This is a genomic window from Microbacterium memoriense (assembly GCF_025398275.1).
GTDB classification, from domain to species: domain Bacteria; phylum Actinomycetota; class Actinomycetes; order Actinomycetales; family Microbacteriaceae; genus Microbacterium; species Microbacterium memoriense.
Genome location: NZ_JAODOR010000001.1, coordinates 174,927 through 201,552, shown reverse-complemented (window position 1 = coordinate 201,552; position 26,626 = coordinate 174,927). Strand labels below are relative to the sequence as shown.

General features: G+C 67.0%; 24 protein-coding genes and 1 pseudogene. 13 read left to right on the top strand and 12 right to left on the bottom strand.

Going from position 1 to position 26,626, the window contains the following annotated elements; translation table 11 throughout:
* Positions 1–82 precede the first annotated feature (82 nt).
* On the bottom strand, positions 83–2,083 hold the full coding sequence (locus N4R40_RS00970) for a heavy metal translocating P-type ATPase (protein ID WP_261605491.1): 2,001 nt from the start codon (positions 2,081–2,083) through the stop codon (positions 83–85).
* Between the two features lie 88 nt (positions 2,084–2,171).
* Positions 2,172–2,405: a heavy-metal-associated domain-containing protein gene (locus N4R40_RS00965; RefSeq protein WP_261605490.1), complete on the bottom strand. Its 234-nt coding sequence runs from the start codon at positions 2,403–2,405 to the stop codon at positions 2,172–2,174.
* A gap of 161 nt (positions 2,406–2,566) precedes the next feature.
* Here N4R40_RS00965 and N4R40_RS00960 point away from each other — a divergent pair, with 161 nt between their 5' ends.
* Positions 2,567–3,250 (top strand): Crp/Fnr family transcriptional regulator, encoded by a 684-nt coding sequence (locus N4R40_RS00960; protein ID WP_094764235.1) that lies wholly within the window; start codon positions 2,567–2,569, stop codon positions 3,248–3,250.
* A gap of 148 nt (positions 3,251–3,398) precedes the next feature.
* Here the strand turns inward: N4R40_RS00960 and N4R40_RS00955 are convergent.
* The 3 genes and pseudogenes from N4R40_RS00955 to N4R40_RS00945 form a co-directional block, all read right to left on the bottom strand.
* Positions 3,399–3,581 (bottom strand): annotated as a pseudogene (locus N4R40_RS00955) (ferredoxin); the annotation flags it as partial.
* Positions 3,580–3,771, bottom strand: coding sequence for a hypothetical protein (locus tag N4R40_RS00950; protein ID WP_261605489.1), 192 nt, complete (start codon positions 3,769–3,771; stop codon positions 3,580–3,582). The pseudogene N4R40_RS00955 and the gene N4R40_RS00950, both read right to left, overlap by 2 nt.
* Positions 3,768–4,139, bottom strand: a complete 372-nt coding sequence (locus tag N4R40_RS00945) for a hypothetical protein (protein WP_315902479.1) — start codon at positions 4,137–4,139, stop codon at positions 3,768–3,770. The genes N4R40_RS00950 and N4R40_RS00945 overlap by 4 nt, the downstream gene beginning before the upstream one ends.
* On the opposite strand from N4R40_RS00945, the gene N4R40_RS00940 reads away from it, so the two are divergent.
* A complete protein-coding gene (locus N4R40_RS00940) occupies positions 4,110–4,481 on the top strand; it encodes a DUF305 domain-containing protein (RefSeq protein ID WP_315902478.1) in 372 nt (123 codons plus the stop codon). The genes N4R40_RS00945 and N4R40_RS00940 overlap by 30 nt on opposite strands.
* 84 nt (positions 4,482–4,565) lie before the next feature.
* Here the strand turns inward: N4R40_RS00940 and N4R40_RS00935 are convergent, their stop codons facing one another.
* Positions 4,566–5,780, bottom strand: a complete 1,215-nt coding sequence (locus tag N4R40_RS00935; RefSeq protein ID WP_261605488.1) for a trans-sulfuration enzyme family protein — start codon at positions 5,778–5,780, stop codon at positions 4,566–4,568.
* A gap of 105 nt (positions 5,781–5,885) precedes the next feature.
* Between N4R40_RS00935 and N4R40_RS00930 the strand changes: the two genes are divergently transcribed.
* From N4R40_RS00930 to nagE, 4 genes are all read left to right on the top strand, one after another.
* Entirely contained in the window at positions 5,886–6,278 is a 393-nt protein-coding gene (locus tag N4R40_RS00930) for an ArsR/SmtB family transcription factor (protein WP_261605487.1), read from the top strand.
* On the top strand, positions 6,275–7,939 hold the full coding sequence (locus tag N4R40_RS00925; protein ID WP_407665800.1) for a SulP family inorganic anion transporter: 1,665 nt from the start codon (positions 6,275–6,277) through the stop codon (positions 7,937–7,939). The genes N4R40_RS00930 and N4R40_RS00925 overlap by 4 nt, the downstream gene beginning before the upstream one ends.
* Positions 7,940–8,051: 112 nt before the next feature.
* Entirely contained in the window at positions 8,052–9,947 is a 1,896-nt protein-coding gene (locus N4R40_RS00920; RefSeq protein WP_261605486.1) for a heavy metal translocating P-type ATPase, read from the top strand.
* A gap of 154 nt (positions 9,948–10,101) precedes the next feature.
* On the top strand, positions 10,102–12,108 hold the full coding sequence (gene nagE, locus N4R40_RS00915) for an N-acetylglucosamine-specific PTS transporter subunit IIBC (protein ID WP_261605485.1): 2,007 nt from the start codon (positions 10,102–10,104) through the stop codon (positions 12,106–12,108).
* Between the two features lie 63 nt (positions 12,109–12,171).
* Here nagE and N4R40_RS00910 read toward each other — a convergent pair whose 3' ends face one another.
* Genes N4R40_RS00910 through N4R40_RS00900 form a run of 3 tightly spaced genes read right to left on the bottom strand, consistent with a single transcriptional unit; the run spans position 12,172 to position 14,634 of the window.
* Positions 12,172–12,882 (bottom strand): SOS response-associated peptidase, encoded by a 711-nt coding sequence (locus N4R40_RS00910; protein ID WP_261605484.1) that lies wholly within the window; start codon positions 12,880–12,882, stop codon positions 12,172–12,174.
* Positions 12,883–12,917: 35 nt separating this feature from the next.
* Complete coding sequence (locus N4R40_RS00905) at positions 12,918–13,946, bottom strand: App1 family protein (protein WP_261605483.1); 1,029 nt, start codon at positions 13,944–13,946, stop codon at positions 12,918–12,920.
* A gap of 4 nt (positions 13,947–13,950) precedes the next feature.
* Entirely contained in the window at positions 13,951–14,634 is a 684-nt protein-coding gene (locus N4R40_RS00900; RefSeq protein WP_261605482.1) for a DedA family protein, read from the bottom strand.
* A gap of 30 nt (positions 14,635–14,664) precedes the next feature.
* On the opposite strand from N4R40_RS00900, the gene pabB reads away from it, so the two are divergent.
* From pabB to holA, 5 genes are all read left to right on the top strand, one after another.
* Positions 14,665–15,960: an aminodeoxychorismate synthase component I gene (gene pabB, locus N4R40_RS00895; RefSeq protein WP_261605481.1), complete on the top strand. Its 1,296-nt coding sequence runs from the start codon at positions 14,665–14,667 to the stop codon at positions 15,958–15,960.
* A 94-nt stretch (positions 15,961–16,054) separates the two neighbouring features.
* Positions 16,055–18,649, top strand: coding sequence for a leucine--tRNA ligase (gene leuS / locus N4R40_RS00890; protein WP_261605480.1), 2,595 nt, complete (start codon positions 16,055–16,057; stop codon positions 18,647–18,649).
* A gap of 101 nt (positions 18,650–18,750) precedes the next feature.
* Entirely contained in the window at positions 18,751–19,332 is a 582-nt protein-coding gene (locus N4R40_RS00885) for a ComEA family DNA-binding protein (protein WP_261605479.1), read from the top strand.
* Positions 19,329–21,665: a ComEC/Rec2 family competence protein gene (locus tag N4R40_RS00880; RefSeq protein ID WP_261605478.1), complete on the top strand. Its 2,337-nt coding sequence runs from the start codon at positions 19,329–19,331 to the stop codon at positions 21,663–21,665. Before N4R40_RS00885 ends, N4R40_RS00880 begins: the two co-directional genes overlap by 4 nt.
* Positions 21,666–21,674: 9 nt before the next feature.
* The gene (gene holA, locus N4R40_RS00875; RefSeq protein WP_261605477.1) at positions 21,675–22,709 is read left to right on the top strand and encodes a DNA polymerase III subunit delta; all 1,035 of its coding nucleotides are present in this window, start codon (positions 21,675–21,677) and stop codon (positions 22,707–22,709) included.
* A gap of 102 nt (positions 22,710–22,811) precedes the next feature.
* Here holA and N4R40_RS00870 read toward each other — a convergent pair whose 3' ends face one another.
* Positions 22,812–23,579, bottom strand: coding sequence for an exonuclease domain-containing protein (locus N4R40_RS00870; protein ID WP_261605476.1), 768 nt, complete (start codon positions 23,577–23,579; stop codon positions 22,812–22,814).
* 65 nt (positions 23,580–23,644) lie between these two features.
* Between N4R40_RS00870 and N4R40_RS00865 the strand changes: the two genes are divergently transcribed.
* Positions 23,645–24,544 (top strand): alpha/beta fold hydrolase, encoded by a 900-nt coding sequence (locus N4R40_RS00865; protein WP_261605475.1) that lies wholly within the window; start codon positions 23,645–23,647, stop codon positions 24,542–24,544.
* Here the strand turns inward: N4R40_RS00865 and N4R40_RS00860 are convergent.
* Positions 24,504–25,064, bottom strand: coding sequence for a CGNR zinc finger domain-containing protein (locus N4R40_RS00860; RefSeq protein ID WP_261605474.1), 561 nt, complete (start codon positions 25,062–25,064; stop codon positions 24,504–24,506). The genes N4R40_RS00865 and N4R40_RS00860 overlap by 41 nt on opposite strands.
* A gap of 97 nt (positions 25,065–25,161) precedes the next feature.
* On the opposite strand from N4R40_RS00860, the gene N4R40_RS00855 reads away from it, so the two are divergent.
* Positions 25,162–26,205 carry an EamA family transporter gene (locus N4R40_RS00855; RefSeq protein ID WP_407665804.1) on the top strand — a complete coding sequence of 348 codons (1,044 nt, stop codon included), beginning with the start codon at positions 25,162–25,164 and terminating at the stop codon, positions 26,203–26,205.
* Here N4R40_RS00855 and N4R40_RS00850 read toward each other — a convergent pair.
* Entirely contained in the window at positions 26,123–26,626 is a 504-nt protein-coding gene (locus N4R40_RS00850; protein ID WP_261605472.1) for an Lrp/AsnC family transcriptional regulator, read from the bottom strand. The genes N4R40_RS00855 and N4R40_RS00850 overlap by 83 nt on opposite strands.

The following is a 26,626-nucleotide window of genomic DNA, read 5'->3' as shown; positions in this document are numbered from 1 at the left end:
AAGTCCTGAGACATCACAAGACAAAGCTCCCAATAGGAACGAAAGTCAGGCCGATTCAGGGTACGCTTACGCGGGTTCGATGTCAGGCGTTGACCTGTTGCGCCGCTGTTCCGGTGGTCCTCTCGCTCTTCGGCATCGTGGTGGAGCCGCGGGCGTTGCGCAGTAGTCGCATCGCGTTGGCGATGACCACTAGTACGGAGGCTTCGTGGACGAGCATGCCGATCGACATGGTCACTCCGCCGGCGAAGACGCCGGCCAGCAGCAGCACCACGGTGATCAGGGCGATCGCGATGTTCTGCCGCATGACGGACACGGTCCGCTTGGCCAATCCGATAGCTTCCGGCAGCTTGAGCAGGTTGTCGCCCATCAGGGCGATGTCCGCGGTCTCCACGGCTACGGCCGAGCCGGCCGCCCCCATCGCCACGCCGATGTTCGCGGTGGCCAGGGCCGGGGCGTCGTTGACGCCGTCGCCGACCATGGCGATCGTGTGGCCCTCTTGCTGCAGCTGCGCGACCACGTCCAGCTTGTCCTCGGGAAGCAGGGAGGCGTGGATCTCGTCGATCCCGGTCGCCTTCCCGATGGCCTCGGCCACCAGCCGGGTGTCACCGGTGAGCATGACCACCTTCTCCACGCCGGCCCGGTGCAGGCGGGCGACCATCTCGGGTGCATCCTGTCGGACCTGATCGGCGACGGCGACGACGCCGATCACCTTGTCATCGACCGCCACGATCATCGGCGTCTTGCCCTCGGCGGCCAGCGATTCCGCCGCCTGGGCGGCGCTGCCGTCATCGACAACGCCGTACTGGAGTAGTAGCGGCGGGTTACCGATCAGCACCCGCCGACCGTCGACATCGGACACGATGCCCTTGCCGGGGACCGGGGTGACCGTGCCGGGGATGCCGTGCGGGCCTACTCCCTCGGCCTGGGCGGTGTCCAGGATGGGACGGGCCAGCGGGTGTTCGGAGCCGGCCTCAGCGGCGGCAGCCCAGCGCAGCACCTCGCTGCGCTCCAACGCCGAGTCCAGGACGACGACGTCGGTCAGCTGCGGGCGTCCCTCGGTCAGGGTGCCGGTCTTGTCCACGGCGACCGCGGAGATCTTCGCCGAGGTCTCCAGGAATTCGCCGCCCTTGATCAGGATGCCGTTGCGGGCGGCGCGGCCGATGCCGGCCACGATCGCGACCGGGATGGAGATCACCAGGGCGCCGGGACAGCCGATGACCAGCAGAGTCAGGGCCAGCACCACGTCGCCGGAGATCAGTCCGGCCGCCAGGGCCAGCACCATCACCGCGGGGGTGTACCAGCCGGAGAAGCGGTCGATGAACGCCTGGGTGCGGGCCTTGGCGTCCTGGGCCTCCTCGACCCGGTGAATGATCCGGGCTAGGGTGGTATCGGCACCGATGCCGGTGGCCAGCACCTGCAGGAAACCGCCGCGGGAGACGGTGCCGGCGAAGACCTGTCCGCCCTTGGATTTTTCCACCGGGATCGATTCGCCGGTGATCGAGGCCTCATCGATGGCGCCGGTGCCCGAGACGACTTGACCGTCGACGGGGACCTTCGCGCCGTTCTTGACCAGCACGATCTCGCCCATTCTCACCTGCGCGGCAGGGACCTCCTGTTGCTGACCGTCGCGCACGACGGTCGCGGAATCCGGGGCGACAGCGACCAGTTCGGCCAGTGCCGAGCGCGTCTTGTTCAAGGTGGCAGCTTCCAGGGCGTGGCCGATGGCGAACAGGAACGTCACCGCCGCGGCCTCCCAGAAGTTGCCGATGATGACAGCGCCGATGGCCGCGACCGACACCAGCAGGTCGATGCCGATGACCTTGGCGATCAGCGCGCGAACCGCCTTGAGTACGATCCCGTAGCCGGCGACGGCGGCCGCGGCGATCATGAAGACATCCCCGAGGGTGAAGGCCGCGCTGGCATGCGCGGCGTGGGTGCCGGCGTCCAGCCACCACTGCGGGCTGACGGCGAGGTTGGCGACACCTCCGCCCAGCCACTGGAGGGCGAACGAGATGATGATGAGCACGCCGGACACGACGGGAACGGACCAGTTCCCATAGACCCATTTCTGGAGCCTGTTCACTTTCGGGTACGACCTTTCTGCGTCTTGAGCCGGCGTACCGGCAGGATGAAGGGGGAAATGTGAGCGGGCCCTGTGGGGCCCGCTGGCGTTAGAAGGCCGCGGGCGTGGCCTTGTAGCCGGCCTTCACGACGGCGGCAACAAGGTCATCCACCGAAACGCGCTCGGCGTCGTGGTCGATCTCGACGCGGGCGGAGGCGAAGTGGACCTTCACGTTCTCGACACCCTTGAGGCGGCCGACCTGCTTCTCGATCTTGGCCACGCAGGAGGGGCAGGAAAAACCTTCCGCGCGGAGGATGGTGTGGGTTGTGGTCGCGGTGGTCATTGTGGAATCCTTCCGTCTTGGTGTTTCTTACTGACACCTTCACCGTAGGTTCGCTGTGCCGCGAACTCCTTGACATAGATCAAGTTCGCGGGGCTCCTCCCCGAGCGCCGCTGGCCCGTCCGTTACGGTCGCGTCGGGTCGGCGTGGGATAAAGTGGTGTCATGCCCGAGGATGACTTGTGCGTCACCCGCGTCCCGATCTTCCAAGGCCTCACCCGTCAGGAACAGTTGCGTGTTGCGGACTTCGCCCGCCCGGTACTCGCCGAAAAGGGAGAGATCGTCTATGCGCCCGGACAGCCGGTCTCGCGCCTGCTGGTGATGCACAGTGGACAGCTCAAGGTCAGCCACGCGGCCGCCAATGGTCAGGAGCAGATCCTGCGAACGGTGACCGACGGTGACGTCGTGGGTGAACGTGCCTTCCTGACGGGCCACCGTCCGAACGATCTCGCCGTCGCGCTGGAAGAGAGCAGGATGTGCGTGTTCGACCATGCCGACCTTGCAGTCCTACTTCGTGACTACCCCGACATCAGTCAGCGGATGCTGCGGACGCTCTCCGACCGCCTCTCTTCCGTCGAGCGACTGCTGGCCGCCATCACCTCCAGCGATGTCAATGCCCGTGTCGCGGCCTACCTCCTGGACCTACCTGGCACCATGCGGGACGGAGCGGCCACGGTGAGACTTCCGATGGCGAAACAGGAAATCGCGGCGTACCTCGGCACGACGCCGGAGACCCTGAGTCGACGCCTTGCCGCGCTCTCTGCCTCCGGCCTTATCGAATTGCACGGGCGCCGGGAGGTCACGATTCTCGATATCGATGCGCTTGAACACGTAGCCACACCTCGATAGTCCGGTGCCGCTGCGGCGTGGCGGCCTCCTGGGCAGTATCCGGTGCAACTCGAACCCGCCCTTGACCTTCTTGCAGTGGCGTCACCTGTGTGGGCTGCTCCCTACGAGCTTCCCCCGGCACGGGCGCAAAGCGGGCGAAGAGGCCGATATCTTGGTTTTGCGGTGGCAATGCCGCAACCAGGGGGTGGTCCCGGCCGGTGTTGCCGAGCTTGACGGCACCACCCGGTGAACCGAGTTCGTCGAAGAATTCGACATTGGCCTTGTAATACTCTGCCCATTGGTCCGGGACGTCGTCCTCGTAATAGATGGCCTCAACCGGGCAGACCGGCTTATCCGTCGACTTCCAGGGCGACCGGGGCGTCGGATAGCGCGCCGAAGACTTTCGTGCCCAGCTGCTCGTTGAGCACGTCGAGCATCTCCAGGAACGACATGTCCGGGGAAATGTCCTCGACTCCGTAGGAAACCATCCGTCCCTTGTCGTCGAGGTTCTGTTGGCGCCAAATACGCAAGGTGATGTTCATTTGTAGCTCCTTTGCTGCAACTCCACATACTCGAAGGTGAGTTCCTCTTTATGCAGGCACGGTGGAGCCCCGGCGCCGGTGAATTCCCATGCGGCGACATACGTGTACTCGTTGTCCTTGCGTTGAGCCTCGCCCTCCTCGGTTTGGCTTTCGGAACGGAAATGGGCACCGCAGGATTCGCCACGGTGCAGAGCGTCAATGCACATCAGTTCGGCGAGTTCGAAAAAATCGCCGACCCTGCCGGCGCGCTCCAGCGCCTGGTTCAGCTCTTCGCCGTGCCCAGTGACTTTCACGTCGTTCCAGAACTGTTCCCTGAGCCCGCGGATCAGCGTGATGGCATGTTCAAGGCCTGGCGCGGTGCGCTCCATCCCGCAGAGGAGATCAAGGCTGCGCAGGGTCCGGAGATCGAGCTGATGGAGTCCTGGTTGGATGACTGGGGCACCCCGATGGCCGACATGGGCGACATGGATCACAGGGGCGACGGAATGATGTCCGACACCGACATGCAAGCCCTTGAGGAAGCCTCCGTCGTTGAGGCGTCGCGGTTGTTCCTCTCGCAGATGATCGTCCACCACGAGGGCGCGATCGAGATGGCGCAGCGCGAAGTCGATAACGGTCAGAACCCCGACGTGATCACGCTTGCGGAGGACATCATCGCGTCCCAGACCGCCGAGATCACCACGATGGAGGACATTCTCGCGACGCTCTGACCGTCAGGGGCGGCCGCACCCGACGGCCGACCCCTTTCCACACTCCGCTGACCCGCACCAACTCGAGCTGCTGCTGGGAGGCGGCTATTCTCGCGATCCGACGGTCGCCGTCAATGCCGCGTCGAGGTCCTTGATGAGGTCCTCCGGGTCTTCCAGCCCGATGGAGAAGCGGAGGTGCCCCCAGGTGCGGAACTCCTCTGGGTAGTACGCGACGCGCGGTCCGCCCGTGCCGACATGGACGATGAGCGACTCATCGTGACCGAGCGACACCGCGGAGGTGATGACCCGAAGGTTCGCGACGAACGTGTTCTGGGTCTCGGGGTCGCCTTTCACCGCGAACGCCATCATCGCGCCGAACCCGCGTCCCCCGAACTGGCGCAGCGCCACCTCGTGTTGCGGATGCGAGGGAAGGCCGGGGTATGAGACGAACGCGATGCGGGGGTCTTCGTCCAGGAAGCGTGCGATCAGCGCCGCGGATTCGAGATGGCGGGCCAGCCGGAGCGGCAGGGTGACGGAGCCGCGGGTGATCAGCCAAGCATTGAACGGAGAGATTACGCCGCCCACATCCACCATCGCGTCGGACTTGATGGGCTGGATCAAGTCCCGCGACCCGACCACGACGCCGCCCATGGCGTCACCGTGGCCGTTGATGTACTTCGTGAGCGAGTGCACCACCAGGTCGGCGCCGTCAGCCAGCGGCCGGTAGAGCGGAGGCGGCGTGAAGGTGGAATCCACCGACAGCAACGCGCCGGCCGCATGCGCGATCGCGCTGACGGCGGCAATGTCTGTCACCTTCGTCGTCGGGTTCGCGATCGCCTCGACGTGGATCAGTTTCGTGTTCCGCTGGACCGCCTTCTTCACCGCGGCGATGTCGCTCGTGTCGACGAACGTCGCTTCGATCCCATACTTTTCCGGCAGCAGTTCGGCGAACAGCCGCCACGTCGCCTCGTAAGTGACATCTCCCACCACCACGTGGTCGCCGGTTCTCAGGTACGTGAAGAAGATCGCGTGCAGTGCCGCGACTCCGGAGGCGAGCACGACAGCATCTTCGCCCCCCTCGAGGGCCGCGAGCTTCGTCTGCAGCGCGAGCTGATTGGCGCCCGTATTCCTCGTGTACAGCGGAACATCGGTCCCGGACCAGCTCACTGTCGACGGGTCATCCGGCAGCGCATAGGAGTTCGCCATCACGATCGGCCGGCGAATTGCACCCGAACCGGTGTCGACGTCGTTGCCTGCATGCACAGCCTGCGTCTGGAAACCGATCGTCAACGGGTCATGTTTGTCAGGGCGTTGGGGCATGCTCTCAGCCTAGAGCCGACGTGGGATCGTGCACGAAGACATGACATGATGACATCATCAAATCATTGATTCGTGTGCCACCGGAGTGCACGGCAGGAGTTGTGGATGCGAGGCGTTGTGGAAGGTCCGCTGGGTCAGGATCGCCCGCTGTACGAGGTCAAGGCCAATCTGTTCAAGGGGTTGGCGCATCCCGTGCGTGTCCGCATCTTGGAGATCCTGATCGCGTCCGATGAGGTCGCAGTGAGTGCTCTCATCGAAGATCTGACTATCGAGGCCTCGCACCTTTCGCAGCACCTTTCGGTTTTGCGTAAGCACCACTTGGTGGTTTCTGAGCGCAGGGGAAGTCAGGTGTTCTACCGTCCCGCCTTCCCCGAGGTCGCCGATCTGCTCCACGCGGCGCGCCGCTTGCTCGTCGACATCCTGACTCAGGCGCAGCAGCAGATGCACGACTCGCAAAACCTCCCGGCGCTCCCGGAACGATCGGTGGGTTCACGGTGACTGTGAGAGGCTATTTCGCCCCGCTTCTCCCCGGCGCTGCCGACTATCGCCGGCTACCACGGACATGGCGCAGCGATCTGGTCGCCGGGATCACGGTGGGGATCGTCGCGCTTCCTCTGGCCCTCGCGTTCGGAGTGAGCTCCGGAGTGGGCGCTGAGGTCGGGCTGATCACCGCGATTATCGCCGGGATCGTCGCCGCCGTCTTCGGAGGCTCCAACGTGCAGGTCTCTGGCCCGACCGGGGCCATGGTCGTCATTCTTGGCCCGATCGTCGCCGTCCAGGGACCCCAGGTCGTGCCTCTGCTCAGTCTGATGGCGGGCATCTTCGTTCTGATAGCGGGCGTTCTGAAGATCGGTCGCGTCGTCTCATACATTCCCTGGCCGGTGATCGAAGGGTTCACCCTCGGCATCGCCGTCATCATCTTCCTCCAGCAGGTCCCCGCCGCTTTCGGAGTCTCACCCGGCCCCAGCACGAACACCTTGGTCGCAGTCGTCGAGGCGCTTCCGACGGTGGCGTGGCCGGTTACCGCCACGGCGATCGCCACCACGGTCGCCGTGGCGGCGATAATGGTCTTCCTGCCCCGGCTGAATCGCCACATCCCTGCTTCCTTGATCGCGATCATCGTCGTGACGATTGTGGTGACGGTTGCGAACCTGCCCATTGATCGGATTGGCCAGTTGCCATCCGCGCTACCTGCTCCGACGTTCCCCGCCGTCACCCTTCCGCTGGTGGCCACCCTGGCCGGCCCGGCGCTCACGATTGCGGCTCTGGCTGCGATCGAGTCCCTCTTGTCCGCGCGTGTTGCCGCATCGATCTCGGACACCGGACCCTACGACGCGGACCGGGAACTCGTCGGGCAAGGGCTCGCATCCGTCGCATCAGGATTCTTCGGTGGCATGCCCGCCACCGGCGCAATCGCGCGTACCGCTGTGAACCTTCGCTCGGGTGCGCAAAGCAGGCTCGCTGCAATCATCCACTCGCTCGTGCTGATCGCCGTCGTCTACCTTGCGACATCGGCCGTATCGCTGATTCCGCTGGCCGCGCTCGCGGGAGTGCTCATGATCACCGCCATCCGGATGATCTCCCGCTCCACCGTGCGCAGCGTCATCACCGCCAGTAGATCCGACGCAGCCGTCTTTGTGGGCACTGCCGTGGTCACCGTGTCCTTCGACCTCATCATCGCCGTGGGCATCGGAATCGCTGCCGCGGCCTTCTTTGCCCTCCGCACCCTCGCCGCATCCGGCGGCGTTCACCGCGAGGAGATCAGGGAATCTCCCCAGCCGGGAGACGAGGAGATCGCGGTGTTCCGCCTCGACGGGGCGCTGTTCTTCGGGGCCGCCGACCGGATGGTCGAGGAAATCAACCTGATCAGCAGCGTCTCCGTCGTCATCCTCCGCCTCTCCCAACTGCAGGTCCTCGATGCCACCGGCGCCCGCGTCATCACCGAACTCGTCCAGTCCCTCGAACGGCGGAACATCACCGTTCTCATCAAAGGAATCCAGGAACGCCACCTCCACGTCGCGACCCGGGTAGGGGTGATCTCCGCGCTGCGACATCAGAATCATCTCTTCGTCGACCTCCCCGCCGCCATCGAGCACGCCCGCAGCCACGTTCGCCGCACCCGTGCGCAGCAATCCGGCGCACAAGGGCACCCAAGCTGAATGAGTGAGATGGAGGATCTCATCAATGACCGAACCACCGGAAGGCTTCGTCGAGGTCTCTTCGGCGTGGGTGGCATGAATCACCTGGAGCCGCGATGCTGAAGGCGTGCAGATGATCAGGACAATCAGGCGATACCCCGTGATCACGGCCTCGACGGCAGTCCTCACCACGGTGCTTGTCCTCGCGGCGATGGGCGCGACGTCGGCGCCTCGGTGGCTGGCAACCGGCTACGTCGGAGTGTTCATCGTGTGGACGCTCGTCGGAATGGTGCGGGATGTGCTCCGAGGGCATGTCGGGCTCGACATCCTCGCGGTGGTCGCGATGATCGCCACCCTCGCCGTGGGGGAGTACCTCGCCTCCTTGATCGTCGTTCTCATGCTCTCGGGCGGGGAAGCTCTTGAAGATTTCGCTGGTCGCCGGGCTCGACGTGATCTGACGGCGCTGCTGGATCGATCACCCAGGATTGCGCATGTCGTCCGTTCGGATTCCGCCGATTCCGACGAGGTGGAGGACCGAGCAGTGGACGATGTCGCGATCGGCGATGTCCTCCTCGTGCGGCCCTCGGAGATCGTGCCTGTTGACGGGCTCCTGCTCACTTCCAGCGGGACGTTCGATGAGTCCTCGCTCACCGGCGAAAGCATGCCGGTGAGTCGGGAAGCAGGAGGCGAGGTGCTGTCGGGGGCCATCAATGGAACACGCGCAGTGCGGATCCGAGCGACCCGCCTCAGCGCGGACAGCCAGTATCAGCAGATTGTGGCCCTCGTCCAGGGCGCCCAGGACTCCCGGGCTCCCGTCGTCCGGCTCGCTGACCGTTTCGCGATACCGTTCACCGCGATCGCCCTCGTCCTGGCCGGCACTGGCTGGGCGTTGTCGGGCGACCCGACCCGCTTCGCCGAGGTGCTCGTGCTCGCGACTCCCTGTCCGCTCCTCATCGCAGCGCCGGTCGCCTTCTTGGGCGGACTCTCGCGCGCGGCCAAGACCGGGGTGATCATGAAGAGCGGCGCGGTGATCGAGCAGCTGGCGGGCGTGCGCTCGGTCGCGTTCGACAAGACCGGAACGCTCACCGAGGGCAGACCAGATCTCGTCGAGGTCCGGCCTGCAGAGGGTTTCACCGCCGACGAGGTGCTGCTCCTCGCGGCATCCGCTGAACAGTATTCCTCCCACGTTCTCGCCGAGGGCATCAGGCGGGCCGCTCTGGACAGGGGCCTCCAACTCTTGGCGACGGACGACGCCAGCGAAGTCGCCACCAATGGCGTCGAGGCCGTCCTCAACGGGCGCCGTGTCGTTGTCGGCAAACCGGCCTATATCGCTGCACTCGCGCCCGAAACACACCCGGCAATACTCGGCCCCGGCGAGGCTGCCGCGTACGTCGCGATCGACGGACGGTTCGCCGGCGTCCTCGTCCTTGCCGACGACCCCAGGGCCGAATCCTCCCGCGTCGTTGCATGGCTTCGCATGAATGGCGTCGAGCGGATCACGATGCTCACCGGGGACGCCCACCCCACGGCCACCTCGATCGCCCTCCAGGTGGGGATCGAGGAAGTGCACGCCGATTTGCTGCCACCGGAGAAGGTCTACCTCGCTGCACAGCTCCATCCCCGACCCGTGATGATGGTGGGAGACGGCGTCAACGATGCTCCCGTGCTGGCAGCTGCCGACATCGGGGTCGCGATGGGCGCGAAAGGCGCCACGGCCGCCGGAGACGCAGCAGATGTCGTCATTCTTGTCGACTCTCTCGCAAAGATCGTCGACGCAGTGTCGATCGGACGACACACGCTGCGCGTGGCGCTCACCGCAATTTGGATCGGCATCGGGCTGAGCATCGGGCTCATGATCGTTGCGATGACCGGGACGATCCCCGCCGTCGCCGGTGCCCTTACCCAGGAGCTCGTCGACCTCGCGACTATCGTCTACGCGCTCCGCGCCCTGGGAGGTCCACCCAGCGGACTACCAGCGCCCGCGCCGCCCGGCGCTCAGGCGCACGTTGCTGCCTCACAGGGTGCGTGATCCCGGGCGGTAGCCGCGTACCTGCCCGCAGAGGGTTGTGTCCTCCAGCTTCCCCGGCGACATTCCTGAGTGAATGCTGTGCGCTGGGGTACAACGGCGGTAGCCTCGGCTCGAGTCCACCGTCGGGCGGATCACCACTCGGGTTGGAGACACGATGAAGTTCTTCCAGCGACTCGGCAGATCGCTCATGCTGCCGGTGGCCGTCCTTCCGGTAGCGGCCATCCTGTCCGGAATCTCGTACTGGATCAGTTCAGCAGCCGGCGGCGCGAACATCGTCTCGGCGTTCCTGGGCGCCGCCGGTGGCGCGCTGCTGGACAACATGCCGCTCCTGTTCGCCGTCGGCGTGTCTCTCGGCATGGCCAACAAGACCGATGGCACATCAGCCCTGGCGGGGCTCGTGTCGTGGCTCACCATCACCACGCTGTTGGCTCCCGCGACGATCCAGAACCTGACCGGTGCGGCAGAACTCGAAGACGTCAATCCGGCATTCGGGAAAGTGCAGAACGTGTTCGTCGGCATCATCGCGGGACTCATCGGTGCCTGGTGCTACAACAAGTTCAAGGACACGAAACTCCCGGACGCGCTATCGTTCTTCTCCGGCAAGCGCTCTGTCGCGATCGTCACGGCAGGTTTCTCCCTCATCGTCGCGCTCCTGCTGATGTTCATCTGGCCGGTCGTCTACGGCGGACTCGTCACGTTCGGCGAGTGGATCGCCACGATGGGTCCCTTCGGGGCCGGCCTCTACGGGTTCTTCAACCGCCTGCTGATCCCCACAGGCCTGCATCACGCACTCAACTCCGTGTTCTGGTTCGACGTGGCCGGCATCAACGACCTCGTGAACTTCCTCGCCGGTGACTCGGGTGACGGCGTGTACGGGGTGACGGGTCAGTACATGGCGGGCTTCTTCCCGATCATGATGTTCGGTCTTCCCGGCGCCGCTCTCGCGATCTTCCTGACCGCCAACAGCAAGCGCAAGAAGATCACCTACGGCATCATGCTGTCGGCGGCCTTCGCCTCGTTTTTCGTCGGCGTCACCGAGCCGCTCGAGTTCTCCTTCATGTTCGTCGCACCGTGGCTGTACCTGATCCATGCCGTCTTCACCGGCATCTCCGTGGGGTTGGCGGCGCTCCTTCCGACCCGGCTCGGGTTCGGCTTCTCGGGCGGTTTCATCGACATGGTGCTGCAGTGGGCCAACCCGCTCGCGCAGAACCCGTGGATCCTCCTGCTCATGGGTGTCGGTTGGTTTTTCATCTACTTCTTCACGTTCTCCCTCGTGATCAAGCGCCTGAACCTGAAGACGCCCGGCCGTGAAGACGACGAAGACACTCAGGATGCCGACAACATCGAGACGAGCCTCACCGGCTACCACGGCACCGCGGAGAAGTTCATCGCCGGGCTCGGTGGCAAGGACAACATCATCGACGTCGACAACTGCGCAACACGCCTGCGCATGGAGATCGCCGACCCCTCGAAAATCGACGAGCACGCGCTCAAACGCGCTGGCGCGGCCGGGACGATGAAGGCGGGCGGCCAGTCGGTTCAGGTCATCTACGGATTGAATGTCCAGTTCGTCAAGGACGCGATGGATGACATCCTCAACGACCGCACGGAGCGGATCGAAGCCTTCCGGGGGGCGGATGCCGGCCAGACCGGTGCCGTGGCCGGAGCGGTCGCTCCGGGGCTCGCCGGCACCACGATCGCCGCGGGCGCTGCCGGGGAGCACCGGGACCGCTCCGCGCGCAGGCCGGCGCAACCGGCGGTGGTGCGGCTGGTGCAGCCGGTCGCCGGAGCCCTGCTGCCGCTGTCGGAGGTCCCGGACCCGATGTTCGCACAGGGGTCGATAGGCCCGGGCGTGGCCATCGACCCGACCGGTGAAACGATCTCCGCCCCTGCGGCCGGCGTTGTGGCATCGGTCTTCCCGACCGGTCATGCGGTGGGCTTGGCGCTGCACGACGGGACGGAGCTCCTCATCCATGTCGGCATCGACACCGTGACGATGAAGGGTGACGGATTCCGCACTCTCGTCGCGGCCGGTGACTCGGTCAACGTCGGCGACCCGCTCGTCCAGTTCGACCTCGCGAAGATCCGCGCGGCGGGCCTCTCGCCCATCACGCCGGTCATCATCCTGAACAATGACCAGGCCACGATCGAGCTGACCTGATCCGCGACTGAACACAACGGGCGTCGGAGCGATCCGGCGCCCGTTGTCGCGTCGGCGGAGCGGTCACGCGGCCGGTGCGACCAGTTCCGGACCGTTGTTGCGCACGTTGCCGACGGCAGGGTCGACGGGATACATCTGAAGCGTCTCGGCCAACAACGGCGCAGCGTCGATCGTCGCGTCGAGCAGATCTCCCACGTTCTCGGTCGTGGGATCCAGCCACACATCGGCGTGATCGGCGTCGATGAACAACGGCATCCGATCATGGATCGACCCGAGCGGGCCGACCGATGCGCGCGTCATGATCGTGAAACTCAGCATCCACCTCGTGGCGTCGTCGTCGGCTTTCGACGGATCTTTCCACCACTCGTACAGACCGGCGAACAGCAACGGCTCCTCGCCCTGCGGCCGGATGTAGTACGGAGTTTTGACCCCGGCATCGGTATGCCACTCGTAGTACCCGGATGCCGGTACCACCGCACGCCGCTTGATCAATGCCTGCCGGAACATCGGCTTGTCCTCGACCTCTTCCGAGCGGGCGTTGATGGCACGGACGCCGATCGACGGGTCTTTCGCCCATGCCGGCACGAGACCCCAGCGGGCAGCCTCGAGACGGCGCGTGGGCGGCTCGGTCTTGGCAGAGTCGAGCACGATCGCCACCGGATCGGTCGGCGCGACGTTGAAGGACGGGGGTGGAAGCTCATCCGCTGCCAGATCGACGCGGAGTACCCCGACCAGCTCGGAGGCCACATTGGCTACGACGAATCGACCACACATGCCGTCAGCCTACGGTGAGCCTCCGACACGGGCGCCTACTCCGCCGAGGTGACACCCACCTCGGTGAGACGCTCCAGAAGCGCCGCCCCGTCCTCACCCGTGACCCAGGGCACATTCGCTGCCGAATGATCGTTCACGGCCGTCCGCCCACCGGCGAGCACCGCTTCGGTGGGGGAGAGGCGTCGGATGCCGACGGCCGTCACATGGTCGGGGAACTCGCTCGTGAACGCGGTGTAGAGGTCATCGTCGTGCTGGCCGTCATCGCCGAGAAGAATCCACTTGATCTGGGGGAACTCCGTGCCGAGGCGTCGGAGGTTCTCCTGCTTGTGGTCGCGCCCGCTCCGGAACCAGCGGTCGTGCGTCGGACCCCAATCGGTGAGCAGAAGCGAGCCGGACGGAAACAGGTGACGGCGCATGAAGCGTTGGAGCGTCGGAGCCACATTCCATGCACCGGTCGAGAGATAGATGACCGGAGCACCCGTGTGATCACGCGTGAGACGCTCGAGAAGGACGGCCATGCCGGGCACGGGCTGTCGTGCGTGCTCGTCGACGACGAACGAGTTCCATGCCGCGACAAACGGACGGGGGAGCGCGGTGACCATGACGGTGTCGTCGATATCGCTGATCACCCCGAAGCGGACGTCGTCGGCCACGATGAACACGCGCGTTTCGACCGGGTCGGAGTGTTCGACCGCCATCGTGAAGGTCTGCCATCCGGGCTCCAAGCGGGCGGACAGAACCGTGTCGATGACGCCACCCCGGTCAGCGACGACCTCGTGGGTCACCCCTTCGATCGTGACCGTCACCTGCGCGTAGCCGACCGGAACGGCCGCGAAGCTCCGCCATCCCCGCACGCTGGCATATTCGCCGCGCTGGCGTGTCGGCGGCACGATGAGCACGCGTCCGAGCACGCGCACCCACTCCTGGCTGCCGTAACCGGGGTAGGCGGACACCGTCGGTCGCTGCCCGCGCGAACGGGCGCGACGCTCACGCCAGGCATGGAAGCGATACTCCAGGCGCGCGAACCACAGCACCTTCGTACGGGGGGTGCGGGAGGAAGCCATCGCTCTATTCTCCCATGCGGTCTTCCGCGGCCGACCCTTCCGGAGCGGCATCGGTCGTCATGTGCCGAGCTTCGCGGGCGACGATGACCTTCTTGAGGACGTACGCCAGTACCAGAAACAGCATGAGGACGCCGACGAAGATGTAGCCCGCGAAATGCAGCTGATCGGCGAGTTCGCGGTACGTCCCCGCGGCTGCTGCGGCGACGGACACATACGCGATCGCCCAGAGCGTGCACGCCGGCGCGGTCCACGCGAGAAACCGGCGGTAGGCGAATCCGCTCATGCCGACCGTGAGCGGCACGACCGAGTGCAGCACGGGCAGAAAACGGGAGAGGAAGATCGCCGGCCCGCCGCGCCGCCGGAGGTAGCGTTCGGCGCGACTCCAATTGTGTTCGCCTATCCGCGCACCCAATCGTGAGAATCGCAGGCGCGGTCCGAGCCAGCGCCCCAGCCCGAAGCCGATGCTTTCGCCGATCAATGCGCCCAGGATCACCACGAGGATCAGGACCACCGCCTCGACGACCGAGCCCACCGCGGTTGCGGCGACGATCACCACGGTGTCGCCCGGAACGACGAGTCCGATCAGGACACTGGTCTCCAGCATGATCGCCACACCCGCAAGCACAGTCCGCACGATCGGATCGACGCTCTGCACGGCATCCAGCAGCCACGTGAGGAACTCGTTCACGGATTCAGACTATGCGTCTAGCCTGAACGTGTGCCGCCGCTTTCGACCCGCCGACTGGAGGCATGGGTCGACCCCGAGATCCTCTTCCTCGGGGGCCCTGCGCGTGCACCGCACGGGTTCTGGCTGGATGCCGGGCCCACGGCGCAGGTCGGCTGGAGCTGGCTCGGCCTCGGTGCACCGGAGGACCCCGATTTCGACGGGCTCGTGTGCGGCTCTTCGGAGGCGGATGTCGGTCCCTTCCCCGGTGGATGGGTCGGCTGGTTCGGCTACGACGGCGGTGCTGCGGCAGCGGGGGCGCCCGCCGCCGCCGAGGGCCCGTCCTCACTCTGGATGCGGGTCTCGCGATTCGTCGCGATCGACCACGCCGCGCAAGAAATCTGGTTGTGCGCCCCCGAGGGGGAGCTGTCAGCGTTCGCGAGTGACGTCGCGGGATGGTCCACCGTCGGTCGCACGTCACCCGCGATGCCTTCTCCCACTCCCACCGAGGCGACCGCCCGCGTGAGCCCGGAACGCTACGCCGCGCTGATCGAGGAGTGTCGCGAAGCGATCCGCGCCGGCGACGCGTACCAACTGTGTCTCACGACGCGGTTCGAGGTCGCCGCAACCGGGACCGCGCTCGACCCGGTCACGAGCTATCTGCACCTGCGCCGCGCGCAGCCCGCCCATCACGGTGGATTCATCCGGAACGGCGCGTGGGCGCTCGCAAGCGCCAGCCCCGAGCAGTTCCTTCAGGTGGCGGGCGGCACGGTCCGGACGCGTCCCATCAAGGGCACGCGGCCTCGAGGTGCGGATCGTGCGACGGACCGCGCACTGGCGGCCGAACTTCTCGCGAGCGAGAAGGAGCGTGCCGAGAACGTCATGATCGTCGATCTCATGCGCAACGATCTGCAGCGGGTCTGCCTTCCCGGGACCGTCGTGACCGAACGTCTGCTCGAGATCGAGTCCTATCCGGCCGTGCACCAACTCGTCTCCACCGTCGCCGGACGGCTGCGGCCGGATACGACGATCGGCGACGTCGTGAAAGCCGCCTTCCCCGCCGGAAGCATGACCGGGGCACCGAAGCTGTCGGCCATGGCGATCCTGCACCGGCTCGAGCGCGGACCGCGCGGGGTCTACTCGGGGTGCTTCGGCTGGGTGGGCACGGACGGCAGCGCGGACCTCGCCATGGTGATCCGCTCGGTGGTCTTCCACCCTGGGGGTGCGACTGTCGGCGCCGGCGGAGGGATCACCTGGCTCTCCGACCCGGCAGCCGAAGTCGCTGAGGTCGCTGTCAAAGCGCGGGCGCCGTTGGCAGCACTCGGGGCGTTGCTGCCACCCGGCTGGTGAGCTGTGACGTCCGTCGGGTGAGACGGCGCGTCCGGTAACCTGGGAAGACGCGTGCACGCGTGCACGCGTCCCCGACTTCCCGATTGGTGCTCCAGTGTCCACAACGTTTCCTCCCGCCGGCGAGACTGCCGAGGGCAGTAGCTTCGACCCCTCCGCGATCCAGGCGAAGTGGCAGCGGCTCTGGAACGAGGCCGACCCGTTCCGTGCCGGCGGCGCGGAGGACACGCGTCCTCGCAAGTACGTCCTCGGGATGTTCCCGTATCCCTCGGGGGACCTGCACATGGGTCACGCCGAGAACTACGCCTACGTCGATGTCGTCGCGCGCTTTTGGCGGCACCGCGGATACAACGTCCTGAACCCGATCGGTTGGGACAGCTTCGGCCTCCCCGCAGAGAACGCCGCGATCAAGGGCGGCGCAGGGTCTGACCCGAGGGAGTGGACGTACCGGAACATCGACCAGCACAAGAAGAGCTTCCGCGAGTTCGGGTCCTCGTACGACTGGAGCCGGGTCCTGCACACGAGCGACCCGGAGTACTACCGCTGGAACCAGTGGCTGTTCCAGCGTCTCTACGAGCGTGATCTGGCCTACCGCAAGGAGAGCCCGGTCAACTGGTGCCCGAACGACCAGACCGTCCTCGCGAACGAGCAGGTCGTCGACGGTCACTGCGAACGCTGTGGGGCCGAGGTCGTCAAGAAGAAGCTCACGCAGTGGTACTTCAAGATCACCGACTACGCGGACCGACTCCTCGATGACCTGAACCAGCTCGAGGGCTTCTGGCCGTCGAAGGTCATCCGGATGCAGCGCAACTGGATCGGTCGATCCGTCGGCGCCGACATCGACTTCGAGATCGAGGGTCGCGCGGACAAGATCAGCGTGTTCTCGACGCGGCCCGATACGCTCCACGGCGCGACGTTCATGGTCGTCGCGCCCGACTCCGATCTCGCCGCCGAGCTGGCAGCCGGATCCACACCCGAGGTGCAAGCGGCATTCCAGGCATATCTGGAGAGCGTCGGGAAGTCCACCGAGATCGAGCGGCAGGCCACCGACCGCCCGAAGACGGGCGTGTTCCTCGACCGCTTCGCGGTGAACCCGGTCAACGGCGAGCGCCTGCCGATCTGGGCAGCCGACTACGTCCTCGCCGATTACGGCCATGGCGCCGTGATGGCCGTCCCCGCGCACGATCAACGCGACCTCGACTTCGCCCGCGCATTCGGGCTTCCGGTCAAGGTCGTCGTCGATACGACGGCCCCGGTCACCGGCGCGATCCCGGTCATCGAACTCGATGCCGACGGCGTGCCGATCGACCCGTTCGCCGACGACCCCAGCCTGGACGAACTCGACCCCGCGGTCACCGGCATCGCCCTCACCGACGACGGACGCCTGATCAATTCGGGTTCGCTCAACGGACTCAGCAAGCGGCATGCGATCGCTCGCGCGATCGAGGAGCTGTCGGCGCAGGGCACCGGCCGTGCGGCGAAGTCGTACCGCCTGCGCGACTGGCTGATTTCCCGCCAGCGGTTCTGGGGCACGCCGATCCCGATGATCCACACCGCGGACGGACGCACCGTTCCGGTGCCCGACGACCAGCTGCCGCTCATCCTGCCGGCCGCGCAGGGTCTCGATCTCGCTCCCCAGGGCACGTCGCCGCTCGGCGGCGCGACCGAATGGATGCAGACCACCGATCCCGAAACCGGTGAGCCTGCACTGCGCGACGCCGACACGATGGACACCTTCGTCGACAGCTCGTGGTACTTCCTGCGGTTCCTGGCACCGAACGACACATCCGAACCCTTCCCGACGGCACAGGCCGCGCGCTGGGCGCCGGTGGATTCGTACATCGGCGGGGTCGAGCACGCCATCCTCCACTTGCTCTACGCCCGCTTCATCACCAAGGTCCTGTTCGACATGGGCCTGATCGATTTCACGGAGCCGTTCTCGAGCCTGATCAACCAGGGCATGGTGTTGCTCGACGGGTCAAAGATGTCCAAGAGCAAGGGCAACCTCGTCGAGTTCGCCTCGAGCATGCTCGACCCGGGCGCCGATGCGGTCCGTACCGCGATCGCGTTCGCCGGTCCGGTCGAAGACGACATCAACTGGGAAGACGTGTCGACCACGGGGGCGCAGAAGTTCCTGGCGCGCGCGTGGCGGGTCGCCACGGATGTCTCGAGCGCGCCCGAGGTGGTCTGGGCCGAGGGTGACCCGGCGCTTCGCCGAGTGACGCATCGGCTCTGGGCCGATGCGCCGGGACTCGTCGAGCAGACGAAGTTCAACGTCGTGATCGCCCGTCTCATGGAGTTGGTCAACGCGACCCGGAAGGCGATCGATTCGGGAGCCGGTGCGGCCGACCCGGCCGTGCGCGAGGCCGCCGAGGCGACCGCGATGATCCTCGACCTCTTCGCGCCGCACATGGCGGAGGAGATGTGGGAGATCCTCGGCTACGAGCCGTTCGTCGGTCTCGTCCCGTGGCGTCAGGCTGACCCCATGCTCCTCGTGGAGGAATCGGTCACGGCCGTCGTGCAGGTCGACGGCAAGGTCCGCGGCACGTTGACCGTCTCCGCGCGCATTTCGTCGGACGAGCTCGAAGCTCTGGCGCGTGCCGATGAGAAGGTCGTGCGTTCGCTTGCCGGACGTCAGATCGCACGGGCTGTCGTGCGGGCTCCCAAGGTCGTCAGCTTCACGACCGCCTGACCGGCCGCGGAGCTTCCTCCACAGGGAGGGGTTTCCGGCATCCCTGCACGGATCGCTCGTTCGGCGGTGTCAGCGAGCAGGCAGGATGACACCCTGATCCGGTGTCCGTGTCGTCAGCCCCGCACGCGCGCCGACGCCTCGGCGTCGGCGCGGCGGTGGTCGTTGTGCTCGTGGCAGCGGGAGTGTCCGTTTTCCTCGGCGTCGTGCGGTCGGCATCCACGCCGGTCGAAGAGATTCCGTACGCAGAGTCGTCCGCCCAGCCGGCGGCGGTGTACGTGCACGTGTTCGGGGCCGTCGCGAAGCCCGGCCTGTACCGCCTCGCCGACGGCGCCCGAGTCGTCGACGTCGTCGCCGCAGCGGGGGGACTGCAGAGCGACGCCGACACGGGAGCGGTGAATCTCGCCCGGCGCCTCGCCGACGGCGAGCAGCTGTACGTTCCGGCGGTGGGGGAGACGATCGTCGATTCTCCGGGCACGTCGCCGGCCGGAGACGGCCGCGTCAATCTCAACACGGCGGATGCCGCGGCCCTCGAGACGCTGCCGCGGATCGGGCCGGCGCTGGCAGAGCGGATCCTGGCCTGGAGAGACGAGAACGGCCGCTTCACGAGTGTCGAAGACCTGCTGGCCGTTCCGGGTATCGGCGAGAAGATGCTCGAGGGCCTGCGCGACGTGGTGACGGTGTGAGCCTGCGCTCCGCGCGCCGCCGAGACCTGCGTCTCGTGCCGATTGCGCTCTGCACCTGGCTGACCGCGGCGCTCCTCATCCTGCACGCGGCGGCGGCACCGGCGACGGCGACCGGCCTGTGGATCGCGGCCTCCGGTCTGCTCGGCGCGGCGCTGATCTGGCGCCGTCGGAACAGCCTGTGGCGCATCGTTGTCATCGCCGCGGTGTGCGCGGCCGTGTCCGCGGCTACCGCTACCACGATCGCGATGACCGTCGGATCCCGCGCGCAGGTGACCGGGTGGGAACTCAGCGGAGGTCGAGCTCTCGAGGCTGAGATCGTCGTCGTCGGCAAGGTCGAACGGACCGCGACCGGCTGGCGGTTCGACGCGCGGCTGCGCTCCCTCGCGACCGGACCCGTCGTCCGCGTCTCACACGTACCGGTGGTCGTCCGCGTCGCTCACGTCCCCGCAGGACTCGACCTCGGTGCCGTCGTCTCGGTCGCCGGCACGGCTTGGGCGGCGGATCCCGGCCAGCGCGCGGTGCTCGTCATCCAGTCCACCGGTGAACCCCGTGTGCTCTCGCCGCCTGGCGGCGTGTTCGCGGCCGCATCGGCGCTCCGGCGCGGGTTGCTCACGACGACGGCGGGCCTCCCTGCGCCCGCAGGAGGTCTCATCGCCGGGCTGGCAGTCGGCGACACGTCCGCGGTGTCGAACGATCTCGACGCCGCAATGAAGACATCGTCGCTCTCGCACCTGACGGCGGTCTCCGGTGCCAATTGTGCACTCGTCGTGGGCATCGCCTTCGCCGCCGCGGCATTGTGCGGTGCGCGACGGGGTCTCCGTGTCGTGATCGGACTCGCCTCGCTCGCCGGGTTCGTCGTCCTGGTGTCACCGGAACCGAGTGTCGTCCGTGCCGCGGTCATGGCCGCGATCGCGATGCTCGGCGTGCTCCTCGGGCGCACCGGCGCCGGGGTCTCTCTGCTGAGCACCGCGGTCGCCGGCATCCTGGTCCTGGATCCCTGGCAAGCCGGTTCGCTCGGGTTCGCGCTGTCGGCTGCGGCGACCGGGGCGTTGCTCCTCGGTGCGGGACCGCTCGCCGACGGCCTCGCGCGATGGATGCCCGCGCCCCTCGCGCTCGCGCTGTCGGTGCCGCTCGCGGCACAGTTGGCGTGCGGTCCGCTCCTCGTCCTCATCACGCCGGAGGTCCCCGTCTACGGCGTTCTGGCCAATCTGCTCGCGGCGCCGGCGGCGCCCCTCGGCACCGTGTTCGGGTTGCTCGGATGCCTGACGGCCGGCATCCCCTTCCTCGGACCAGGCCTCGCCGCGATCGCGTGGCTTCCCGCCGCGTGGATCGCCGGGACTGCCGACCTGCTCGCCCATGCGCCCGGCGCGACGGTCACGTGGCTCGAAGGATGGCCGGGGCTGCTCGCGATGGCGGTGCTCGGCGTCGCCATCGCAGGGATGATCGTGAGCGTGCCGGGCCGCGTGCGGGTGGGGTCGACACTCATGGTCGCCACGGCGCTCGGACTGCTCCTCGCGGTCGGCCCCATCGCCGGAATGCTGACGCGCGCGCAGGTCCCCGAGCAGTGGGCGATCGCCGCCTGTGATGTCGGCCAAGGCGATGCGGTGCTCGTTCGCTCGGCGGGCGTCGTCGCCCTCATCGATACGGGTCCGGACCCCGCGCCGCTCCGCGACTGTCTCGAACTGCTCGGCATCGATCGGATCGACGTGCTCGTCCTGACACACTTCGATCTCGATCATCGCGGGGGAGTGGATGCTGTCGTCGGCCGCGTCGGGACCGTTCTGCACGGGCCACCGGGGGATCGTGACCATCAGGGCGTGCTCGATGCTCTTGTCACGGGCGGGGCACACCTGCAACGCGCCTCGATCGGTCTCGGCGGCGCGCTCGGCGGCGCCCAGTGGCGGGTTCTGTGGCCTCCACGCGACGTGATCCCCGGCAACGACGCCAGCGTCGTGATCGACATCCAGGGCGGCGGCGTGCCCGCCTCGCTGTTTCTCGGCGACCTGTCGGGCGCGGCCCAGCGCGCCGTCGCCACGCACGCGGTGCTCCGCACGCACTACGCCGTGGTCAAGGTCGCCCACCACGGCAGCGCCGACCAGGATCCTGCGTTGTATGCCGGCGCCCTGCCCGCGATCGCCTTGATCTCTGTCGGCGAGAACACCTACGGTCACCCCCGTGCCGAAACACTCGGATTCCTGCACGACGACCGGGCCCGGGTCATCCGCACCGACCAGGGCGGCACCGCGGCCGTGTGGACGGAAGGCGGCGCACTGCGCCTCTGGCGGGCCGAGCCGGTCGAGGCCGGTGCCGATCCTGTCGGTGCCGGTGGCTAGGCTGGGACGATGCCGCCTGCCCCCCGCCGCCCCACCGGACGCTCCTCGTCCGCGATCCCGCAGGTGTCATGGCGTGCGCCTCAGCCGGCGCCGATCGTGCTGGTGTCCGGGCCCGAGGAAGTCTGCGCCGAACGGGCTGTCGCCGGCATCCGCGACTACCTGCGCGCCGAAGATCCGAGTGTAGAAGTCTCCGACCTGCGTGCCGATGACTATACGTCCGGCAGTTTGCTGACGCTGACGTCGCCGTCGCTGTTCGGCGAACCGCGACTGGTGCGGGTGGCCGGGGTGGAGAAGTGCTCCGATGCGTTCCTGACCGAAGCGCTCGCCTACCTCGAAGCTCCGCAGGACGGGGCGACCGTGACGCTCCGCCACACCGGGGCGAGCGTGCGCGGCAAGAAGCTCCTCGATGCGATCCGCGGCGGTACGGGCGGAGGCATCGAGATTGCGGTTCCGGCGATCAAGCGCGATTCGGACAAGTTCGACTTCGCCGCGGGAGAATTCCAGACAGCGCAGCGGCGGATCGCCCCGAACGCGCTCCGGGCCCTGGTGAGCGCCTTCGCCGATGATGTCACCGAACTCGCGGCCGCCTGCCAGCAGCTCATCGCCGACGTCGCCGGTGACATCGACGAGACCATCGTCACCCGGTACTACGGGGGGCGCGTGGAAACCTCCGCCTTCGCGGTAGCCGATACGGCGATCGCCGGACGCTACGGCGAGGCGCTGATCACGTTGCGCCACGCGCTCGCGAGTGGTGCCGATCCTGTGCCGCTCGTGGCTGCGATCGCGATGAAGCTGCGCACGATGGCCCGCGTCGCCGGGTCGCGGGAATCGTCCGGCGCGCTGGCCGCGCGCATCGGCATGAAGGATTGGCAGGTCGACCGCGCGCGACGAGACCTCACGGGCTGGAACGAAGCGACACTCGGCATGGCGATCCAGGCTGCGGCCCGTGCGGACGCCGAAGTCAAGGGCGCATCGCGCGATCCGGTGTTCGCCGTCGAGCGGCTCGTGACAGTGATCGCGACGCGCGCACCCTTCGGTACCTGAACCCCGCGCATCACCCTCGTTTGGGTCTTCGCGGGGCAGGTGGTGTCGCATCAGGGCGAGGATGCGGCCACAGGTGACCCCGCACGACAGCGCGACTGACGTTCAGCGGATCGGCCAGGCCCCGTCGAGCCGCTCGGCCGGATCGAGGCGACCGACGCGGATGAAGTACTCGGTGAGGCTGTCGGCCTGATCGCGCGCCCAGCCGATCTGCTGCGTGTGCAGTTCCCGCACGTCGGCCGGTAGTGCGAAGCGCCCGGCGAGTGCCTGAGCGACGCGGCCCGCGGCGATCGCGTCGGCGGCGGCATCGTGCGCACCCGTCAATTCGACCGCGTAGTGGGCGGCGACGACTTCGAGCGTGCGCTTTCCCTTGCGATATCGGTCGTGTGCTTTGTCGAGAACGAGCGGGTCGATCACCGGCCACGGGTCGGCGATCGGCTCGATGCCGTGTCGGAGCGCCTCATACTTCAGGAGCGAAAAGTCATACGGTGCGTTGTACGCGACCACGGGGATGCCGGCATCCAAGAGGTCGCGGAGCGCGGCGACGACTTCGGCCACGACCTCCGCGGCGGGACGTCCGTGCTCGCGGGCGTGATGCGTCCTGATGCCGTGGATCGCCGATGCGCCTTCCGGGATCTCGATACCGGGGTCGGCGAGCCACGACTGCGCGCGCAGGGCGACACCGCCGGGCCCGAGGAGGCCGACATGCGCCGTGACGACGCGATCGACAGTCACGTCGACACCGGTCGTTTCCAGGTCGAACACACCGACGGTGTCCGCCCAGTGCGTGGGCGCCACTGTCACCGAGGCATCAGCGGCGACCAAGAGATCGTCGTCGAAGAGCGAGAGCGGCTCGGGGTGCCAGGACTGCATGATTCGACGCTAGAGCGTGCCTCCGACATGACGGGGAGGCCACGCCGCGCTCGTAGACTCGACGGATGGTCGTTCCGTCTCCCTACGCCGTTCGTCTCGCGCAGATCCCCGTGGAGCGCCACGAGGTCACCGTGCGCGGAGGGACCACGTCCTACTGGGTCTACGGCGATGCCGACGCTCACACCACGCTGGTCGCTGTGCACGGGTACCGCGGTGAGCACCATGGACTGGATCCTGTCGTCGCGTATCTCGACGGCATCCGCGTCATTTCTCCCGACCTCCCCGGCTTCGGTGAGACCGCCCCGCTCCCGGCCGTACCGCACACGTTGCAGACGTACGTCGACTGGCTCCACGATTTCGTGGATGCCGTCGCACCGGGCGCCGTCATCCTCGGCCACTCGTTCGGCTCGATCGTGGTTGCCGGGGCTGTCGCGGGCGGCCTGCAGACGCCGCGGGTCATCCTGGTCAACCCGATCGGTGCACCGGCACTCGAAGGCCCGAGAGGGCTCCTCACGCGGCTCGCGGTCTTCTACTACTGGGCGGGAGCACGGCTGCCCACGCCCCTGGGTGAGGCTCTTCTTCGCAACCGACTCATCGTCCGGGTCATGAGCGCCTCGATGGCCAAGACGAAGGATGCGGGGCTGCGCACCTTCATCCACGATCAGCACGACACCTACTTCTCGCGGTTCGCCGACCGTGATGTGCTCCACGAGGCCTTCATCGCCTCGGTGTCCCACGATGTCCGCGCCTTCGCGCCCCGGATCACCCAGCCGACGCTCTTGATCGCGGCGGACCGCGACGACATCACTCCGATCGAGGCGGAGCGGCACTTGCAGACGCTCTTCCCGGACGCCGAACTCGTCGAAATCACGGGCGTCGGCCACCTGATCCACTACGAGAAGCCGCGCGAAGCCGCCGCCGCGATCATGCGCTTTCTTCAGCCTTCCGCCGACGGTACGCGATGACGTTCATGCGGTTGCCGCAATTGCCCGTGTCGCAGTAGCGCTTGGATCCGTTCTTCGAGAAGTCGATGTAGACCGCCTCGCAGTCGTCCGCCTCGCAGCGGCGCACGCGGTCCCACTGGTCGGAACGGATGACATCGACGAACGCCATCGCGGACTCGACGAGCATGCGGACGGACAGGGGAGCATCCGGCTCGGTGGCGTGGATGTGCCAGTCGAATCCGTCGTGGATCACGAGCTGGGGGAGCGCCTGACCGTCACGCAGCATCGCGTTGACCAGCGGCACGGCGGCGGTGCGATCGACGCTCCACAGCTCTCGCAGACGTGCACGGTTGCCTCGCACGGTGTGGAGCTCATCGTCGTCGCGGTGAAAAGTCCCTGTATACGCGTATTCGTCGAAGTACGCGTCCAGGTCTGTCCGAGAAACGAGCCGATCAACGCCGTCGGTGTCGATGTCCGGCAGGGTGTTCACCAGCGCGGCAGCGGCGCGCAGCGACATTTCGGTGTCATGTATGAAGACCACGTTGACTCCTGACTGTCGGTGGCAGTACCGTCATTAGTGTAAGCATCTCACACCCCTGACAGGTCGATTCGATCCTGTCTCAGTAGAACGCAGACCGCTGGTGACACACACGGCTTCCACCCCGCTTCTGATCGCGCAGCCCGCCCGCGTGACGGTCCATCGCAGCGCGGGTATCGTCATGGCGGTCGTTTCGGCACTCGCGTTCTCGTCGAGCGGGCCGCTGGTCAAGCCCCTCCTGGAGGCCGGGTGGTCACTGTCGGCCGCGCTCATCGTGCGGATGGGCCTCGCCGGCCTCATCCTCTCGCCCGTGCTCGTGCGGACGGTGCTCCGTGAACGATCGTTCCTGCGCCGGCACGGCTGGTCGCTGCTGGCCTTCGGACTCATCCCGGTCGCGGGATGCCAGCTCTTCTTCTTCACCGCGATGCAACGGATGCCGGTCGCGGTCGCGCTGCTGATCCAATACCTCGCCCCGGTCATGCTGGTCGCCTTCGTCTGGTTCCGAACGCGACGCACGCCGTCGCGACTGGTTCTCGGCGGTTCGGCCGTCGCCGTCGTCGGGCTCATCCTGGTCGTCGACATCGCCGGGGCACGCTTCGACCTGCTGGGCACGATCCTCGCGCTCGCTGCGGCAGTCTGCGTCTGCGCCTACTTCGTCATGTCCGAGCGGACGGGCGATGACCTGCCGCCACTCGCCCTCGCGTCGGGTGGACTGCTCGTCGGCGCACTGTTCATGGCCGCACTCGCGGTCACCGGCATCCTGCCGTTCGCAGCCCCTGACGTCACGGTCGCTTTCCGCGGTATCGAGATGCCGGGCCTCCTGCCGTTGCTGTGGGTCGGCGCCGTCGGGACGACCCTCGGCTATGCGCTCGGCGTCATGGCGGTGCCGCGCATCGGCTCCCGGCTGGCCTCGTTCATCGGGCTCTCCGAGGTGCTCTTCGCTCTCGCCTTCGCGTGGTTGCTGCTGGGCGAGACTCCCGCGCCCATCCAGTTCGTCGGTGGTGCGCTGATCCTCGTCGGCGTCGTCCTGGTGCGCATGGATGCCGCCGAGATGGATGCCGTCACGACGAGCGCGGTGCTGACTCCGGTCGAAGTGATTCCGCTCGCACCGATTCCAGCAGAGGACGCACGCGATAGCCGATGACTTCGCCCATGACGAGGGAGGTTTCGGTGCGCTCGACGCCCTCGATGGAGAGGATGCGGGCATCCACCTCGAACAGGTGCTGCGTATCGCGCGCGGCGACGCGGGCCAGCAGGTCGATCTGGCCGCTCAGTCCGTGCACCTGCAGGACTTCGGGCAGTTCCGCGAGCTCGGCCGTGATGCGCGGGAGATCGGCTTGATGCACGGTGATGCTGATCATGGCTTCGATCGGGAGACCCAGCGCTTTGGGTGACATGGCACGTTCGAACGACAGGAAAACCTCTGATCGCTCGAGCTTCGCCATGCGCGCCTGAACCGTGTTGCGAGAGAGTCCGAGACGGTCGGCCAGAGCGACGACGGTGGCGCGGTGATCATCGGCCAGCGCGTTCAACAGCTCCAGATCTACGTGGTCGAGGAGTCCCAT

Coding starts and splice junctions, on each gene's coding strand:
- N4R40_RS00965 (WP_261605490.1), bottom strand. CDS start 2,405: ATGACCACCGCGACCACAACCCACACCATCCTCCGCGCGGAAGGTTTT.
- N4R40_RS00950 (WP_261605489.1), bottom strand. CDS start 3,771: ATGAACATCACCTTGCGTATTTGGCGCCAACAGAACCTCGACGACAAG.
- N4R40_RS00920 (WP_261605486.1), top strand. CDS start 8,052: ATGATCAGGACAATCAGGCGATACCCCGTGATCACGGCCTCGACGGCA.
- N4R40_RS00910 (WP_261605484.1), bottom strand. CDS start 12,882: ATGTGTGGTCGATTCGTCGTAGCCAATGTGGCCTCCGAGCTGGTCGGG.
- N4R40_RS00870 (WP_261605476.1), bottom strand. CDS start 23,579: ATGCAGTCCTGGCACCCCGAGCCGCTCTCGCTCTTCGACGACGATCTC.
- N4R40_RS00865 (WP_261605475.1), top strand. CDS start 23,645: ATGGTCGTTCCGTCTCCCTACGCCGTTCGTCTCGCGCAGATCCCCGTG.
- N4R40_RS00935 (WP_261605488.1), bottom strand. CDS start 5,780: ATGCCCCAACGCCCTGACAAACATGACCCGTTGACGATCGGTTTCCAG.
- N4R40_RS00940 (WP_315902478.1), top strand. CDS start 4,110: ATGTTCAAGGCCTGGCGCGGTGCGCTCCATCCCGCAGAGGAGATCAAG.
- N4R40_RS00905 (WP_261605483.1), bottom strand. CDS start 13,946: ATGGCTTCCTCCCGCACCCCCCGTACGAAGGTGCTGTGGTTCGCGCGC.
- N4R40_RS00960 (WP_094764235.1), top strand. CDS start 2,567: ATGCCCGAGGATGACTTGTGCGTCACCCGCGTCCCGATCTTCCAAGGC.
- holA (WP_261605477.1), top strand. CDS start 21,675: ATGCCGCCTGCCCCCCGCCGCCCCACCGGACGCTCCTCGTCCGCGATC.
- N4R40_RS00930 (WP_261605487.1), top strand. CDS start 5,886: ATGCGAGGCGTTGTGGAAGGTCCGCTGGGTCAGGATCGCCCGCTGTAC.
- N4R40_RS00945 (WP_315902479.1), bottom strand. CDS start 4,139: ATGGAGCGCACCGCGCCAGGCCTTGAACATGCCATCACGCTGATCCGC.
- N4R40_RS00850 (WP_261605472.1), bottom strand. CDS start 26,626: ATGGGACTCCTCGACCACGTAGATCTGGAGCTGTTGAACGCGCTGGCC.
- nagE (WP_261605485.1), top strand. CDS start 10,102: ATGAAGTTCTTCCAGCGACTCGGCAGATCGCTCATGCTGCCGGTGGCC.